This is a genomic window from Massilia sp. Root418, from assembly GCF_001425265.1.
Lineage (GTDB): Bacteria > Pseudomonadota > Gammaproteobacteria > Burkholderiales > Burkholderiaceae_D > Rugamonas.
In genome coordinates this window covers 43,313-57,335 of sequence record NZ_LMEC01000004.1, presented here as the reverse complement: position 1 = coordinate 57,335, position 14,023 = coordinate 43,313, and the positions used below count along the sequence as shown (strand labels likewise).

Sequence of the window (14,023 nt, the reverse complement as noted above, 5' to 3'; positions counted from 1 at the left end):
GCTTTGATGCAGAGCAATCTGCAACGATGGTTTATCGCCAGCTACCACGCGCCGCACCGCGCACGGCGGCGCTACGCTCATTCTGCTTCACCCCACATTCAAGGAGCTGCCATCATGCTAGCCAATCGTTTACTGCCTTTGCTTTTGCTATCCACGCTCGCCCTGCCCTCCCTGGTGCAGGCCCAATACCGCTACACCACGGAGCGGCTCGTTACCGGCATGACCGGCCGCTCGGACTACGAGTCCAGCCGCGCCACCGTCATCGGTAACGACGGCACGGTGGGCGGCAGGTACAACATACCGGAGACCTGGTTCGACCAGGCCTACCTCTGGAAGAACGGGGTCTTTACCTACATTCCGAACAAGCCGGGCGAGGTGTTCAACCATTTCATCACGGGCATCAACGACCACGGCGGAGTGGCGCTGAATTTCAATTATTCGGACACGTCTTCCGGCGAGGGCCAGTATTACCACAACGGCGTGTTCACGCCGATCCCGCGCGTGAACTACATGGGCAACGCCAGGGTGAACGCCATCAACAACCACGGCATGCTGGTGGGCGACGCGGGCATGGGCCTGGATGACTGGACCACGCCGCCCGACCGGCACACCTTCATTTACCAGAACGGCGTGACCACCGATATCGGCACGCTGGGCGGGCGCTTTGCGTACGCGCAGGGTGTGAACGACGCGGGCGTGGTGGTGGGCGGCTCGCTGAATGCGGCCGGGGTGATGCGGGCCTTCATCTACGACGCGGCGGGTATGCATGAACTGGGCACGCTGGGCGGCGCGACCAGCCACGCGTACGACGTGAACCAGGCGGGCGACGTGGTGGGCATGTCGCAGACTGCGGACGGCGAGTGGCACGGCTTTTTGTACCGTAACGGGACGATGACCGACATCGGCCTGATGGAGCAGTATTCGGCGCTCGATCTGGATATCAACGATGCGGGCCAGATTATCGGCAAGGGCTGGCTTAACGGGGCGTACAGGCCGGTGCTGCTGGAGAATGGTGTGATGACGGACGTGCAGACGTATATCGATCCGGCTGACCGCTTCCAGCTGTCGGCGGTGGAGGGACTTAACGATCATGGGCAGATCGTGGGGACGGGGTGCTATACCTCGCCTGTGGGGGAGTGGTCTTGTACGGGGGTGCTGCTGAGTCCTGTGCCGGAGCCGGCTACGTGGGGGATGCTGGGGGCGGGCTTGGGGGTGCTGGCGTTTTATGGCAGGCGCCGTAGTTGGGGCGCGGGCGGCGCTTGGCGGGTTACGCGGGGCTAACCCGCCCTACGGGTTTGTGCCGCAGGGCGGGGCGGGATTAGCCCAGGGTGTCGGCCCAGATGTTGCGGGCCCAGCTCAGGGCGTATTCGCCTTCGAGTGCGTTGGCGGCGCTGGACAGGCCGCCGGAGCCAGGCACCACGAGCAGCGTCTTCTTTTCCGCGTCGTAGGCGTGCACCGATGCGACATGGATGACGTCCTTGTCGGAGACGAAGCTGTAGCAGGTGTTGGTGAGCATGGGCTTGGGCTCCGGCGCGCGGCCGTTCAGGAGGTCCACCACGGCGGCGGCGCATACCTTGGCGTGCTGGTTGGCCATGTGGGCGGACTTGGGCATCAGCGGCGCGGCCAGGATGGCGTCGCCGAGGATGTGGATATTCTTCGCTTGCGTGGATTCGAAGGTGAGGAAGTCCACGCCGCACCAGCGCCCGCCGGCGCCGGCCAGGCCGCTCTGCACGGCGATGGCGCCGGCGCGCTGGGGAGGGATCACGTTGAGCACGTCGGCCTGCACGCGGTCGTCCAGTTCGGAGATGGCGGCGCGGCCGGCCACGTCGATGTCCACCGTCTTGAAGCCGCGCCGGTATTCGATGATGCCGCCGTAGCGCTCTGCCCATATCTTTTTGAACAGCGCTCCCTTGGAGACTACGTCGTCATTCCCGTCCAGCACCAGCACTTTGGATTTGGGCTTGCGCTGGCTGAAGTAGTGGGCGACCTGGCAGGCGCGCTCGTAGGGGCCGGGCGGGCAGCGGTAGGGCGCGGCCGGGATGGTCATGGCGTAGACGCCGCCGTCCGGCATGGCTTCGAGCTGGGCCCGCAGGGCGGTAGTTTGCGCGCCGGCTTTCCAGGCGTGCAGGATGCGGTCCTGCGCGCCTGGCTTTTGCATGCCGGGCAGCTGGTCCCACATGAATTCGATGCCGGGCGAGAGGATCAGCCGGTCGTAGCTGAGCGTCTGGCCGCCGGCAAGGGTGACGGTGCGTTTGTCGGCGGAGATGTAGTGCACGCTGTCGCGCACGATGCGCACACCGTGGCGCGACAGCGCGTCGTAGCTGATGGTGATGTCGGCCAGCTGCTTCGAGCCGCCCAGCACGAGGTTGGAGAGCGGGCAGGAGATGAAGCTGGCGTTGGGCTCGATCAAAGTGACGTCGATGCCGCCGCCGCTCCACAGGCGCACGTATTTGGCTGCGGTGGCGCCGCCGTAGCCGCCGCCGACCACTACCACTTGCGGTTTTGCGCTGCCGGTAATGCTGGCGCAGCCGGTGCTGGCGAGGGCGAGGCTTGCGCCGGAAGCCTGGAGGAAGAGGCGGCGTTTCATGGGCGTACTCCCTGGGCGGCCAGGGCGGCTTGCGCCGGGCGCGCGGACTGCGCGGCGAAGAAGGCGGCCAGCTGGGTCAGCTGGTCCTCGGTGTAGCCTTTGGCGATCTGCGTCATGACGGTGGCGGGACGGGTGCCGGCCTTGAAGGCTTGCAGGGAGGCGAGCAGCGCGTCTTTCGGCTGGCCCGCCAGTGGCGGCAAGGCGGTGCCCAAGGTGGCGCCGTTGGTGCCGTGGCAGCCGGTGCAAGTGGCGGCCAGGCGCGCGCCGGGGGCGATCGGGACTATGGGGTCTGCCGCGCGGACGGGCGGCGCGGCGGTGAGCGTGCACGCAAGGATGGCGGGAATGGCAGCGGCGGTGAGACGGTGTCGTATCAGTTGCATGACTGCTCCTTGTTATGGGCGTACGCCCGGGGTTTCGAGCGCCATGCCTCTGGCGCGGAGGGAGAGATAGGCTTCAAGGTCCACCAGGTCCTGCGCGCCGTAGGGCGGTACTTCGGCGCGCACGCCGCTCATGCAGTTGCGCAGGCGGCGCTGCAGGGAGCCCATGGCTTGCCATTCCAGGCGGTAGATCGGGTAGGCGTTGGCGTGGCCCTGCGGGATGGTGGCGCCGGCCAGCTTGCGGCCCCAATTGTCGTCGTGGCACTGGGCGCAGGAGAGGTTGAGCTGGCCGATGCGCTGGCGGTAGAGCTGCTGGCCTTTCGCGGCGGCGGCGCGGGTGCCGGAATCTTGCGGCGGGTTCATGGGCATGCCGCGCGATTGCATGGCGACGTAGCTTTCGAGGCTGAGCAGGTCGTCGCTTTCGGGCTTGAGGGGGGCGGCTTGCTGGGCGCCCTGCCGGCACAGGTTGATGCGCTGGCCCAAGGTGATGACCCGGCCGCTGGCCGGGTCGAAGGCGGGGAAGCGGGCCGCCACGCCACGCATGCTTTGCTTGGCGTCGCCGTGGCAGCCGGCGCAGGACTGGTCCGATTTGCCGGCCCTGGCGTTCCACAGGGCTGCGCCGCCGCTGATCCAGAGCATGGCGGGGTTTTGGGTGTCATCGCGCTGCATGGCCTGGGTGGAGGCGCTCATGAAGCTGGCGCCGGATTTGCGGGTGTCCTGCGCCATGCTGGGGCCATCGGACGCGTAGGCGGCGTGGGCGCCGGCGAAGGCCAGGGCCAGGGCGATGGCGGCGGCGCGTTTCATGCGGGGGTCACCGTGATGGGCATTTTCTCGGTCTGGGCGAAGCCGTGGTCGCCCTGCCAGCTGAATTCGAGCGTGCCGGTTTCCATGGCGACGGTAAAGAAGGCGATGTAGGGGTTGGCGGAGATGGCGGGATGGAGCTCGGCGCTGAAGACGGTTTCGCCGTTGTAGCGGCAGGTGAAGCTGGTGAGGATGTCGCGCGGGACCAGCTTGCCGCCGGCGTCGGGCCGGTGGCCGCTTTCCATCGGGTGGGCGATCAGGGCGCGGATTTCAATCACGTCGCCTTTGCGGGCGGTGGCGGGCATGTGGATCAGGGCGCGTGCCATCAGGGGGCCTCCCCTTCTATGCAGGCGGCCAGGGCGACGATGACGTCCATCGCCTGCTGCCAGTAGCTGCCGTCGCTCAGGCGTGCCACCGCCACAAGCTTTTGCGAGGTGGCGAGGCGGATGCGGGTGGACACTTCGGCCTTGCCGCTGCGCGGGCCCAGGGTGAAGCGGGCGATGTCGGTTTCCGGGTTGCGCTCGTTGAAGATGGCGATGCCGGTGACGTGGGCGGCGGCGGTCATGGGGCTGTCCACGGTGATGGTGACGGGGACGGCGTTGCCGTTGTCGATCAGCTTGGCGATGTCGAAAGTGACTTTGCCGGTGGCAGGCACGGCGCCGCCGGTGTAGGCGGCGATGGCGGCGCGCAGTTCTTCGGGCGTGGCGCAGGCGGGGCGCACCAGCGCCAGCAGCGGCAGGGCAGCGGCGGCGTGCAGCAGGCAGCGGCGGGCGAGGCTTGGGGCCAGGCTTGGAGGCAGGCCTGGCGCCAGGCGTGGGGCCGCGCCTCGGGCGGGACTGGCGGGGCCGGCGGAGATAGCGGCTTTGCGGGTGCTCATCTGGCGGGCTCCGCGCGCAGGGTTTGCAGGTAGGCGATCACGTCTTCAATCTGTTGGGCGGTGAGGATGGTTTTTCCCTGATGGGCGGCGCTCACGCGGGTCAGGCCTTCGGTCTTGTAGTAGGAGGGCATGATGGTGGCGGGGTTGATGCTGGCGGCGTCCACCAAGCGCTGGCGCAGCTGGGCGGCGGTGGAGCGGTCGCCGGCGCCGTCCAGCGGCGGCGCCAGGTTGCCCTGGAAGCGCTCTTCAGGAATCGGACCGGTGTGGCACAGCAGGCACAAGCCCACCTGCCGGCTGGCGACGATGGCGCGGCCGCGCGCAGCGTCGCCGGCTGCCACGCCGGGCAGCGGCGCGGAAAAGTCGGCTGCGCGGCCAGGCATGGCGCAGGCCGCGGCCAGCACGGCGCCCAGCAGCGCAAGCTGCCGCGCCGGCGCCAGCCTTCCTGCGCGGCGCAAGCCGGTGGCCGAGGCGGCGTGGACTGCGGCGGCGGGCGGCGTGGTGGCCATGGGGGCGCGTGCCTGCCGCGTCAGGTCTTCTTGAGGTTGTGGTTCTTCAGCGGCAGGTCGCGCACGCGCTTGCCGGTAGCGGCGAAGACCGCGTTCAGCACGGCCGGCGCCGCCACCGCGATGGTGGGCTCGCCCACCCCGCCCCAGAAACCGCCGGACGGCATGACGATGGTTTCCACCTTCGGCATTTCGTCCATCTTCAGCGGCACATAGGTGTCGAAGTTGGTCTGCTCCACGCGGCCATCCTTGAGCGTGCATTCGCCGTACAGCGCGGCGGACAGGCCGTACACGAAGGAGCCTTCCACCTGCGCTTCGATCTGCTGCGGGTTCACGGCGTAGCCGGGGTCCGTGGCGGCAACGATGCGGTGGATCTTCACCTTGCCGTTTTTATTGACCGATACCTCGGCACATGCGGCCACATAGCTGCCGAAGCCCATGGTTTGCGCCAGGCCCCGGAACACGCCCTTGGGCGCCGGCTTGCCCCAGCCCGCCTTCTCGGCCACCGCGTTCAGCACGGCCAGGTGCTTGGGATTGTTCGCCATGAGCTTGCGGCGCAGCGCCAGCGGGTCCTGTTTGGTGGCGTGCGCCACTTCGTCCAGGAAGCATTCGAGGTAGATGGTGTTCTGGTTCAGGTTCACGCCGCGCCAGAAGCCCGCCGGCACGGGCGGATTGCGCATGGCGTGGTCGATCAGCAGGTTGGGGAAGCTGTAGCCGATGGACGCTTCCGGCCCCGGCGCGTTCAGGCCCTGGAACACGGCCGGGTCCTTGCCGTCCTTGATGGGCAGGCCCACCGATACCAGGATGGACTGGCCCGAGAGGCGCATGTGCAGGCCGGTGATGTCGCCCTTTTCGTCCAGCCCGGCCGTCAGCTTGCACTGGGTGACGGGGTGGTAGCGGCCATGCTGCATGTCCTCTTCGCGGGTCCAGAGCAGCTTCACCGGCGTGCCGGGCAGCTCCTTCGCTATCGCCACCGCCTGGCGCACCCAGTCGTGCACCGCGCCACGGCGGCCGAAACCGCCGCCCAGGTGCAGCTTGTAGACGTCGCACTTCGACGGCGGCAGGCCGGACGCCTCGGACGCGGCGGCCAGCGCGGCTTCGCCGTTCTGGGTCGGCGTCCACACTTCGCAGCGTTCCGGGGTCCACTTCACGGTGGCGTTCATCACCTCCATGGTGGCGTGGTTCTGGTAGGGATAGGAGTACACCGCCTCCACCTTGCGCTTGGCCGCGGCGATGGCCGCGCGCGCGTCGCCATTGCTGTTGCCGACCACGGCGTCCGGCGCGTCCAGGCCTTCCTTCAGCATGGCGGCGATGCCGGCGCTGGACAGTTTGGCGTTCGGGCCTTCGTCCCACACGATGGGCAGCGCGTCCAGCGCGGTGCGTGCGCGCCACCAGGTATCCGCCACCACGGCCACGGCGCTGTCGCCCACCTGCACCACTTTTTTCACGCCGGGGCGCTTCTCGATGGCGGCGGCGTCGAAGCTCTTCACCTTGCCGCCGAACACAGGGCAATCCTTGATGGCCGCGTTCAGCATGCCGGGCAGCTTGAGGTCCATGCCGTAGACCTGCGCGCCGGTGGTCTTGTCCACCGTGTCCAGCCGCGCCAGGCGCTTGCCGGCCAGCTTCCAGTCCTTGGCGTCCTTCAGTTTCACGTCCGCCGCCGCCGGGGCGGCCAGCTTGCCGGCCGCCCCGGCCACCTTGCCGTAGCTGACCTTGCGGCCGCTGGCCGCGTGCGTGATGACGCTGTTGGCGGCCGTGCATTCGGCCGCCGGCACCTGCCACGCGTCCGCTGCGGCCTGCACCAGCATCATGCGCGCGGTGGCGCCGCCCTTGCGCACATATTCATGCGACTCGCGCACGCCCCGGCTGCCGCCGGTGGAGAAGCTGCCCCACACGCGCTTGCGCGCCAGGTTCTGGCCCGGGGTGGGATATTCGGTGCTGACCTTGCTCCAGTCGGCGTCCAGTTCCTCGGCCACCAGCTGCGCCAGGCCGGTCAGCGTGCCCTGCCCCATTTCGGAACGGGCGATGCGGATGACGATGCTGTCGTCCGGCTTGACCACCACCCAGGCGTTCACCTCGGGCGGCATGCCCGCCTGCTCCTGCGCGGCGGCCTCGAAGGGGATGGCAAACGGCACCATCAGTCCGCCCAGCGCGAGCGCCGAGCCTTTCAGGAAACTGCGGCGCGTGACGCCGCTGCGGACGGCGGCGCGGCTCATGCTTTGCTCCCGGCGCCGGCTGCATCGCCGACGTGCGTTATGGCCAGCCCGGCCGACTTCGGATCGGCGCCCCTGGCTACCACCTTGATTGCCGCGCGCACGCGGTTGTAGGTGCCGCAGCGGCAGATGTTGGTCATGGCCGCGTCAATGTCGGCGTCGGTGGCTTTGGGTTTGTGCTTGAGCAGCGCGGCGGCCGCCATGATCATGCCGGACTGGCAGAAGCCGCATTGCGGCACGTCCAGCGCGGCCCAGGCTTTCTGCACCGGGTGCGAGCCGTCCTTGGACAGGCCTTCGATGGTGACGATCTTCTGCTTGGCGTTGAGCGCCGATACCGGCAGCACGCAGCTGCGGGTGGCTTCGCCGTCGATATGCACGGTGCAGGCGCCGCATTGCGCCACGCCGCAGCCGTACTTGGTGCCCGTCATCCCCAGCTGCTCGCGCAGCACCCATAACAGTGGCGTATCCTCCTCCGCCTCGAATTCGCGCACTGATCCGTTGACGTTGAGTTGCGCCATGCTGTCTCCTGAAGGGGGTGGTTGACGGGATATCAAGCGTGCATATCTTACACCCCCTTTTCCGTCCTTGCGGAGCGGAGATTTGTATCAGCTTGTCACGATGCGAGGCGCTCCCAACCGTGACGGATCGCGCTCTTGAACTTGTCCCAGGCCGACTGCGGATACTGGCTTTCCCAGCTGCTGCGCAGGCCGGATTCGGCGTCGTCCCAGGAGCGGCCGCGCAGGGAATCCGCGCTGGCCATGCGCTCGCCGTAGCGGTAGGCGGGCTCGTACTCTTCGTAGTTGCCGCCGGCGCTGGAGAAGTTGTTGTCCCAGTGGCTGCGGTAGTAGTCGTCGCTCAGGTCGGCCGCGCCCAGGCGCCCGGCCACGGTGCGCTCGTAGATGCGCACGCCGCCGCGCTGGAAGCTGCGCGTGGACACGCTCAGCACGTCCTGGATGACCGGGCTGGCCAGGCCGCTGCCGGCGTCGCGCTGCTGCGATGCGCCGGCGCTGCCACCGGAGACGTTGCCGGCGGTGTTGCCTGCGGTGTTGCCCGCGCCGGACGCGGCGTTCATGCTGGAGGTGCTGCCCATGCTGGCCGTGCTCCCCACGCCGGACATGCCGCCGATGGTGGGCGTGGCGCCCAGGTCGGTGGCGCCGCCCACCGCTGCGGTGGCGCCCAGGTCCGGCGAACCGCTCAGGTCCGAGCGCCCGCCCAAGCCGGTTCCGCCCATGCTGGACCCGCCGGCCGGGGCGCTTTGCTGCGCGCCGGCGTACTGGCTGCCGGCCGATGCGGCGCCGGTGGCGCGCGCGCCGCTCCAGCCGGCCGAGCTCCACTCGTTCTTGCGCTCGTCGATATCGACCGGCCCGTAGGCTTCGATGATGTCGGCTGCGCGCTCCACCTCTTCCAGGCTGTCGCCCTGCACGGTCAGCACGTGGTGGCCGCGGGTGACGGCTTCCGCGTAGGTGTCGGATTTGTCGTCATCGTCGCCGAACAGGTTGCTGAAGAAGCGCTTGATGCTGCTGCCGATGGAGTCGTCGTCCTTGTCCGGCGCAGCCGCTTGCGTCTCTTCGCTGAGCTGCACAGTATGTTCGCGGAAGCCGCCGGCAAGCACAGCGGTGCGCGCCTGCTCGGCGGCCTTCCGGGTGTCAAATACTGCCGCAAGTGTGTGGGTCATGGCTGGTTCCCTTTCGTGTGATTGCGCGCGAGGCGAGTGAGAGCCAGTCTAGGCCGCTGCACGCATCGGCAGCGCCACCTTGCCGCCCCGAAACGGCTGCGCCGGCGCTTTTGACTTCCATCAAGTAATTGATGCGCAGCTGGTCACGATGTGAGGCGCTCCCAGCCGTGGCGCACGGCGGCCTTGAACTTGTCCCAGGCGGACTGCGGATACTGGTTTTCCCAGCTGCGGCGCAGCTCGGGTTCGGCCTCGTCCCAGGAGCGGCCCCGGTAGGAATCCGCGCCGGCCATGCTGTAGCCGTAGCGGTAAGCGGGCGCGTAGTCGTCGTAGCTGCCGCCGGCGGCGGCGTAGTTGCTGGTCCAGTGGCTACGATAGTAGTCGTCGTCCAGATCGCCCGTGGCCAGCTGCTCCACGTCCACTTCCGTGCTGCGCACCGTGTCGCTGACCTGGCCGGTGCGCTGGGTGACTTCCTTGCCCACCACCACTTCCTCGACCACGCGCGCGGTCTTCTGCACCACCGCTTCCTCGGCGCTTTCGCGCAGCTCGAAGGAGGTTTCCTGGAACGCGGCCAGGTCGGCCGGGTCGGCCGGCTGGTCCACCGGCCGCCGCTCGACCACCACGTGCTCCTCGCGCAGGCTCACGCTTTCCGTCACCGGCGTTTCCACCACGCGCTGGTAGATGCGCACGCCGCCGCGCTGCACGACGCGCTTGCCCACCCTGAGCTCTTCCTGGATCACGGGGATGACCTGCTCGCTGCTGCCGGCGCGCTGCTGCGATGCGCCGCCTGCCTGGCCCTGCAAGGTGCCGCCCTGTGCGCTTTGCTGCGCGCCCATGTACTGCCCGGCAGTGCCGGTGGCCGTGGCGGCGGTGGCGCCGGCCAGCTGCGCGCCGGTCCAGCCGGCTGCGGTCCATTCGCTCTTGCGCTCGTCGATGTCGAGCGGGCCGTAGCCTTCGATGATGTCGGCGGCGCGCTCCACGTCCTGCAGGGTGTCGCCCTGCACGGTCAGCACCTGGTGGCCGCGGTTGACTGCCTCCGTATAGGTGTGGGTGTCCTCGTCGTCGTCGCCGAACAGATTGCTGAAGAAGTGCTTGATGCTGCTGCCGATGGACGTATCGTCCCGGCCGGCTTCGGACGACGCTGCCGGCTGCGCGGCGCTGCCGCTGCTGGCGTCCGCCGCGCTGAGTTTCACTTCCTGGTCGCGGAAGCCGCCGGCAAGCACGGCGGCGCGCGCCTGCTCTGCGTCATGCCGGTTGTCAAATACTGCCGCAAGTGTATGGCTCATGGCTCATTCCCTTTCCTGTCTGCCTGGTTGTCGAAGCGTTCCACCGCCACCTCCTCGGAACGCAATGTCACGGTCTCGGTATGCTGGCGCTGGACCCTGGTGCGCGTGATGCGCAGCTCTTCCCTGACGCGATAGCGCTTTTGCAGCACCACGACCTCTTCCACCACCGGCATCACCAGGGTGTCGCCTTCGTAGCGCGGCACCGGCGGTTCCGCCAGTTCGACGTCGACGGCGACGCGCTCCACGCTGAGTTCCTCGTGCCACAGCGGCACGCTGACCTGCTCGGGACGCTCGTCCACGACTTTGCTCACGCGCACGCCGCGCCCGGTGTCCACCACGCGCGTGGCGACGCTGAGCTCTTCCTGCAGCCGCGGCACGGTGGCGGCATGCTCGATGGACGGGTCTGGCGATTGGGGTGGCATGGCAATGTGGGCTTTGCGCATCGGGGGTAGCGAGATGCCAGTTTATGCCTGGCCCGGCACAAGGTGCGCCACCTTGCCTGCCCGAAAAAGCTGCTTGGGGATGGTTTGACATACATCAAAGTTTTCATTGACGCGTGTCAATACACTGCACGCATCAATCAACGACACAGCAGAGAGGATGTATGAAACGCCCTGTAGCAGCAATCATCGCAGCAAGCACACTTGGTCTCGCAACCCTGGCCGCAGGCCATGCGGCGGCAGCGGAAGCCAGCCCCTGGCTGGTGCGCGTGCGCGCACTGCACCTGGACCCGGCAGACAAGTCGGACCCGGTCGGCGGCACCGGCGCGGCCAACCGCCTCACGCTGGACAGCAAGACCTTCCCCGAACTCGACATCTCGTATTTCTTCACGCCCAACCTGGCGGCCGAACTGGTGCTGACCTATCCGCAAAAGCACGACGTGCTGCTGGACGGGAAAAGCATCGGCACCATGAAGCACCTGCCGCCCACGCTGCTGGCGCAGTACCACTTCCTGCCGGGCGCGCAGCTGCGCCCTTACGTGGGTGCCGGCCTGAACTACACGACCCTGTCCAAGGTGCACCTGCTGAACGGGAACGCGGGTCTGGAACACAAGAGCTTCGGCCTGGCGGTGCAGGCGGGCGCGGACTTCGCGCTGGACAAGAACTGGTCGCTCAACCTGGATGTGAAGAAGGTGCAGATCCGCAGCGACGTCAATAGCGCCGGCGCCATCATCAGCAAGGTGAAGGTGGATCCGCTGCTGGTGTCGGTGGGCGTGGGTTACCGGTTTTAATTCAGCGGTTTTAATTCAGCGGTTCTGGTTCAGCGCCAGGCGCAGCTCCCTGGCGAACGCCTGGCGCTGCGCGTCCATGGCGTAACAGCCGATCTCCACCCTGCGGCCCCGCGACTCCAGCGCGATCAGCGCGCCGCTGCGGGGCGGCACCGCCACCCGGGTCCAGCAGGGCTCGAAGCAGGTCTGGTCCACCTCCCCGCCCGACACACGCTCCACCAGCAGGCAGCCCGCGGTGAGCACCACGTGCTCGTAGTCGGCCGCGTGGCGCGCATAGTGCAGGAAGACGGCCGCCGCAGCCGCCGTTTCGGCCAGCGCGAACATCAGCACGACCCAATAGCCCAGCCAGACAAACACGCAGCCCAGCGCCAGGGGCAGCAGGCACAGCACCCCGAACGCCAGCCCGGTCTGCGCCGGTGTCAGCGAGCAGTTGCGCCGTAACAGCCATTCCCTTTTTTCCATGTCGCGCTGCACCTTGGGCCCCCAGTGGTTCCGCTGCCTGCCATTTTACGCCTGCCGCAGAGCAGCGCCATCGTTTCAGCAACTGTCAAGTTGCGTTGTTACACAGCGACAACATGTCGTTTTCCGGGGCCGGGGGCGCAAGATTTTGCACCGCCGGGCCGCCGTTAAGGAACAATGGCAGGGTAAGCATAACCACATAAAAATGGGGACACCATGTCACTCTCAAACTTGAAAATCGGCGCCCGGCTGGGCGTGGGGTTCGCGATCGTGCTCGCGCTGCTGACAGCAATGCTGATCCTGGGCTTGAGTTCCCTGGCGCGCATCGGCAGCCGGACCCAGGACATCGTGACCGACAAAAACGTGAAGGTGGCCGCCGCCAACACGCTGGTGGACAATGTGCGCACCATTTCCCTGGCGCTGACCACCATGATCGTGGTGCCCAGCACGCCGCAGATGAACGCCGAGCTGGAGAAAATCGCCGAGGCCCGCAAGCGCTACGGCGCCGCCCGCGAGACCATGCTCAAGCTGCTATCGGACGACAAGGAACGCCAGCTGATGGCGGCGGTGGACGAGGCGCTCAAGGCCGGCGCCGCCAAGAACAACGAGCTGGTGCGGCTGCGCAAGGATGGCGAGGTGCAGGACGCGACCGAGTTCCTGCTCAAGGAAACCGGCCCGTCGCTGGCGGCCGTGCTGAAGGCGCTGGACGCCTTCGTGGCCTACGAGTCCAAGCTGGCCGGCGACGCCGCCACCGACGTGGAGCAGGTCTACCGCAGCTCGCAGATCCTGATGCTGGTGCTGGGCATTGCCGGCATCGCCATCGGCGCGGGGGTGGCGTGGTTCATCACGCGCTCCATCACCGGCCCGCTGAACAAGGCGGTGGACCTGGCCGAGACGGTGGCCTCGGGCGACCTGTCCTCGCACATCGACGCCGGCAGCGGCGACGAGACCGGCCGCCTGCTGAACGCGCTCAGGGCCATGAACGACAGCCTGCTCAACGTGGTGAGCCAGGTGCGCACCGGCACCGATGCGATCAGCACCGCGTCCAGCGAAATCGCGGCCGGCAATATGGACCTGTCCTCGCGCACCGAGCACCAGGCCAGCTCGCTGGAGGAAACCGCGTCGTCGATGGAGGAACTCACGTCCACCGTGAAGCAGAACGCGGACAACGCGCGCCAGGCGAACACGCTGGCCAAGTCGGCCTCGGAAGTGGCCAGCAAGGGCGGCAGCATCGTGGCGCAGGTGGTGGACACCATGGGCACCATCAATGATTCGTCGCGCAAGATCGTGGACATCATCGGGGTGATCGACGGGATTGCGTTCCAGACCAATATCCTGGCGCTGAACGCGGCCGTGGAAGCGGCGCGCGCAGGCGAGCAGGGGCGCGGCTTTGCGGTGGTGGCGTCCGAAGTGCGCAACCTGGCGCAGCGCTCGGCGGCTGCGGCGCGCGAGATCAAGGAGCTGATCAATGCATCGGTGGCCAACGTGGACACCGGCTCGCGCCTGGTGAACGACGCCGGGCAGACCATGGGCGATATCGTGTCCAGCATCCAGCGCGTGACGGACATCATGGGCGAGATCACGTCGGCCAGCCAGGAGCAGACCCTGGGGATCGAGCAGATCAACGCGGCGATTGCGCAGATGGACGAGGTGACGCAGCAGAACGCGGCGCTGGTGGAGCAGGCTGCTGCGGCGTCGCAGAGCATGCAGGAGCAGGCGGGCAACCTGGCCACGGTGGTGGGGTTCTTCAAGACGGGGACGCATGCGGTGGCGGCGGCGCCGCTGCGGCGGCCTGTGCCCGTACGGGCGGCAGCGCCGGCGCCGCTGGCCGTGAAGCCGGCGGCGCCGGCGCGGGCAGCCAAGCCGGCGCAGCGGCTGGCGCCGGGCAAGCCGGCGGAAAGCGATTGGGAGGAATTTTGACGGGCGTGGCGCCGCGGGGCTGCCTGCATGGCGGGTTACGCCGTGCCGGCTAACCCGCCCTACGCACCCCGCACACTAAGGCATTCAACGTAGGGCGGGT

General features: G+C 67.9%; 15 protein-coding genes. 3 read left to right on the top strand and 12 right to left on the bottom strand.

The window, feature by feature from the left end:
- Positions 1-144: 144 nt before the first annotated feature.
- Positions 145-1,281 (top strand): PEP-CTERM sorting domain-containing protein, encoded by a 1,137-nt coding sequence (locus ASC94_RS32325; protein WP_056392713.1) that lies wholly within the window; start codon positions 145-147, stop codon positions 1,279-1,281.
- A gap of 37 nt (positions 1,282-1,318) precedes the next feature.
- Here ASC94_RS32325 and ASC94_RS07080 read toward each other — a convergent pair whose 3' ends face one another.
- The 11 genes from ASC94_RS07080 to ASC94_RS07030 form a co-directional block, all read right to left on the bottom strand.
- A complete protein-coding gene (locus tag ASC94_RS07080) occupies positions 1,319-2,587 on the bottom strand; it encodes an NAD(P)/FAD-dependent oxidoreductase (RefSeq protein WP_056392710.1) in 1,269 nt (422 codons plus the stop codon).
- Entirely contained in the window at positions 2,584-2,967 is a 384-nt protein-coding gene (locus tag ASC94_RS07075) for a c-type cytochrome (protein ID WP_056392708.1), read from the bottom strand. The genes ASC94_RS07080 and ASC94_RS07075 overlap by 4 nt, the downstream gene beginning before the upstream one ends.
- 12 nt (positions 2,968-2,979) lie before the next feature.
- A complete protein-coding gene (gene soxA, locus ASC94_RS07070) occupies positions 2,980-3,768 on the bottom strand; it encodes a sulfur oxidation c-type cytochrome SoxA (RefSeq protein WP_056392706.1) in 789 nt (262 codons plus the stop codon).
- Positions 3,765-4,091 carry a thiosulfate oxidation carrier complex protein SoxZ gene (gene soxZ, locus ASC94_RS07065; RefSeq protein WP_056392705.1) on the bottom strand — a complete coding sequence of 109 codons (327 nt, stop codon included), beginning with the start codon at positions 4,089-4,091 and terminating at the stop codon, positions 3,765-3,767. The genes soxA and soxZ overlap by 4 nt, the downstream gene beginning before the upstream one ends.
- Positions 4,091-4,642 carry a SoxY-related AACIE arm protein gene (locus tag ASC94_RS07060; protein WP_082616325.1) on the bottom strand — a complete coding sequence of 184 codons (552 nt, stop codon included), beginning with the start codon at positions 4,640-4,642 and terminating at the stop codon, positions 4,091-4,093. The genes soxZ and ASC94_RS07060 overlap by 1 nt, the downstream gene beginning before the upstream one ends.
- Positions 4,639-5,148, bottom strand: coding sequence for a sulfur oxidation c-type cytochrome SoxX (gene soxX / locus ASC94_RS07055; protein WP_229417189.1), 510 nt, complete (start codon positions 5,146-5,148; stop codon positions 4,639-4,641). The genes ASC94_RS07060 and soxX overlap by 4 nt, the downstream gene beginning before the upstream one ends.
- Before the next feature lie 20 nt (positions 5,149-5,168).
- Positions 5,169-7,361, bottom strand: coding sequence for a xanthine dehydrogenase family protein molybdopterin-binding subunit (locus ASC94_RS33990; protein WP_056392703.1), 2,193 nt, complete (start codon positions 7,359-7,361; stop codon positions 5,169-5,171).
- Positions 7,358-7,876 carry a (2Fe-2S)-binding protein gene (locus tag ASC94_RS07045; protein WP_056392701.1) on the bottom strand — a complete coding sequence of 173 codons (519 nt, stop codon included), beginning with the start codon at positions 7,874-7,876 and terminating at the stop codon, positions 7,358-7,360. Before ASC94_RS07045 ends, ASC94_RS33990 begins: the two co-directional genes overlap by 4 nt.
- Positions 7,877-7,971: 95 nt before the next feature.
- A complete protein-coding gene (locus ASC94_RS07040) occupies positions 7,972-9,033 on the bottom strand; it encodes a hypothetical protein (RefSeq protein WP_056392699.1) in 1,062 nt (353 codons plus the stop codon).
- Positions 9,034-9,176: 143 nt separating this feature from the next.
- Complete coding sequence (locus tag ASC94_RS07035) at positions 9,177-10,316, bottom strand: YsnF/AvaK domain-containing protein (protein ID WP_056392697.1); 1,140 nt, start codon at positions 10,314-10,316, stop codon at positions 9,177-9,179.
- Positions 10,313-10,738: a YsnF/AvaK domain-containing protein gene (locus tag ASC94_RS07030; protein ID WP_056392767.1), complete on the bottom strand. Its 426-nt coding sequence runs from the start codon at positions 10,736-10,738 to the stop codon at positions 10,313-10,315. Before ASC94_RS07030 ends, ASC94_RS07035 begins: the two co-directional genes overlap by 4 nt.
- Before the next feature lie 182 nt (positions 10,739-10,920).
- On the opposite strand from ASC94_RS07030, the gene ASC94_RS07025 reads away from it, so the two are divergent.
- A complete protein-coding gene (locus ASC94_RS07025; protein WP_056392695.1) occupies positions 10,921-11,547 on the top strand; it encodes an OmpW family protein in 627 nt (208 codons plus the stop codon).
- A 15-nt stretch (positions 11,548-11,562) separates the two neighbouring features.
- Here ASC94_RS07025 and ASC94_RS07020 read toward each other — a convergent pair whose 3' ends face one another.
- Positions 11,563-12,006 (bottom strand): DUF2244 domain-containing protein, encoded by a 444-nt coding sequence (locus tag ASC94_RS07020; protein WP_056392693.1) that lies wholly within the window; start codon positions 12,004-12,006, stop codon positions 11,563-11,565.
- A 213-nt stretch (positions 12,007-12,219) separates the two neighbouring features.
- On the opposite strand from ASC94_RS07020, the gene ASC94_RS07015 reads away from it, so the two are divergent.
- Positions 12,220-13,923, top strand: a complete 1,704-nt coding sequence (locus ASC94_RS07015) for a methyl-accepting chemotaxis protein (protein WP_056392691.1) — start codon at positions 12,220-12,222, stop codon at positions 13,921-13,923.
- The last annotated feature ends 100 nt before the right edge of the window (positions 13,924-14,023 follow it).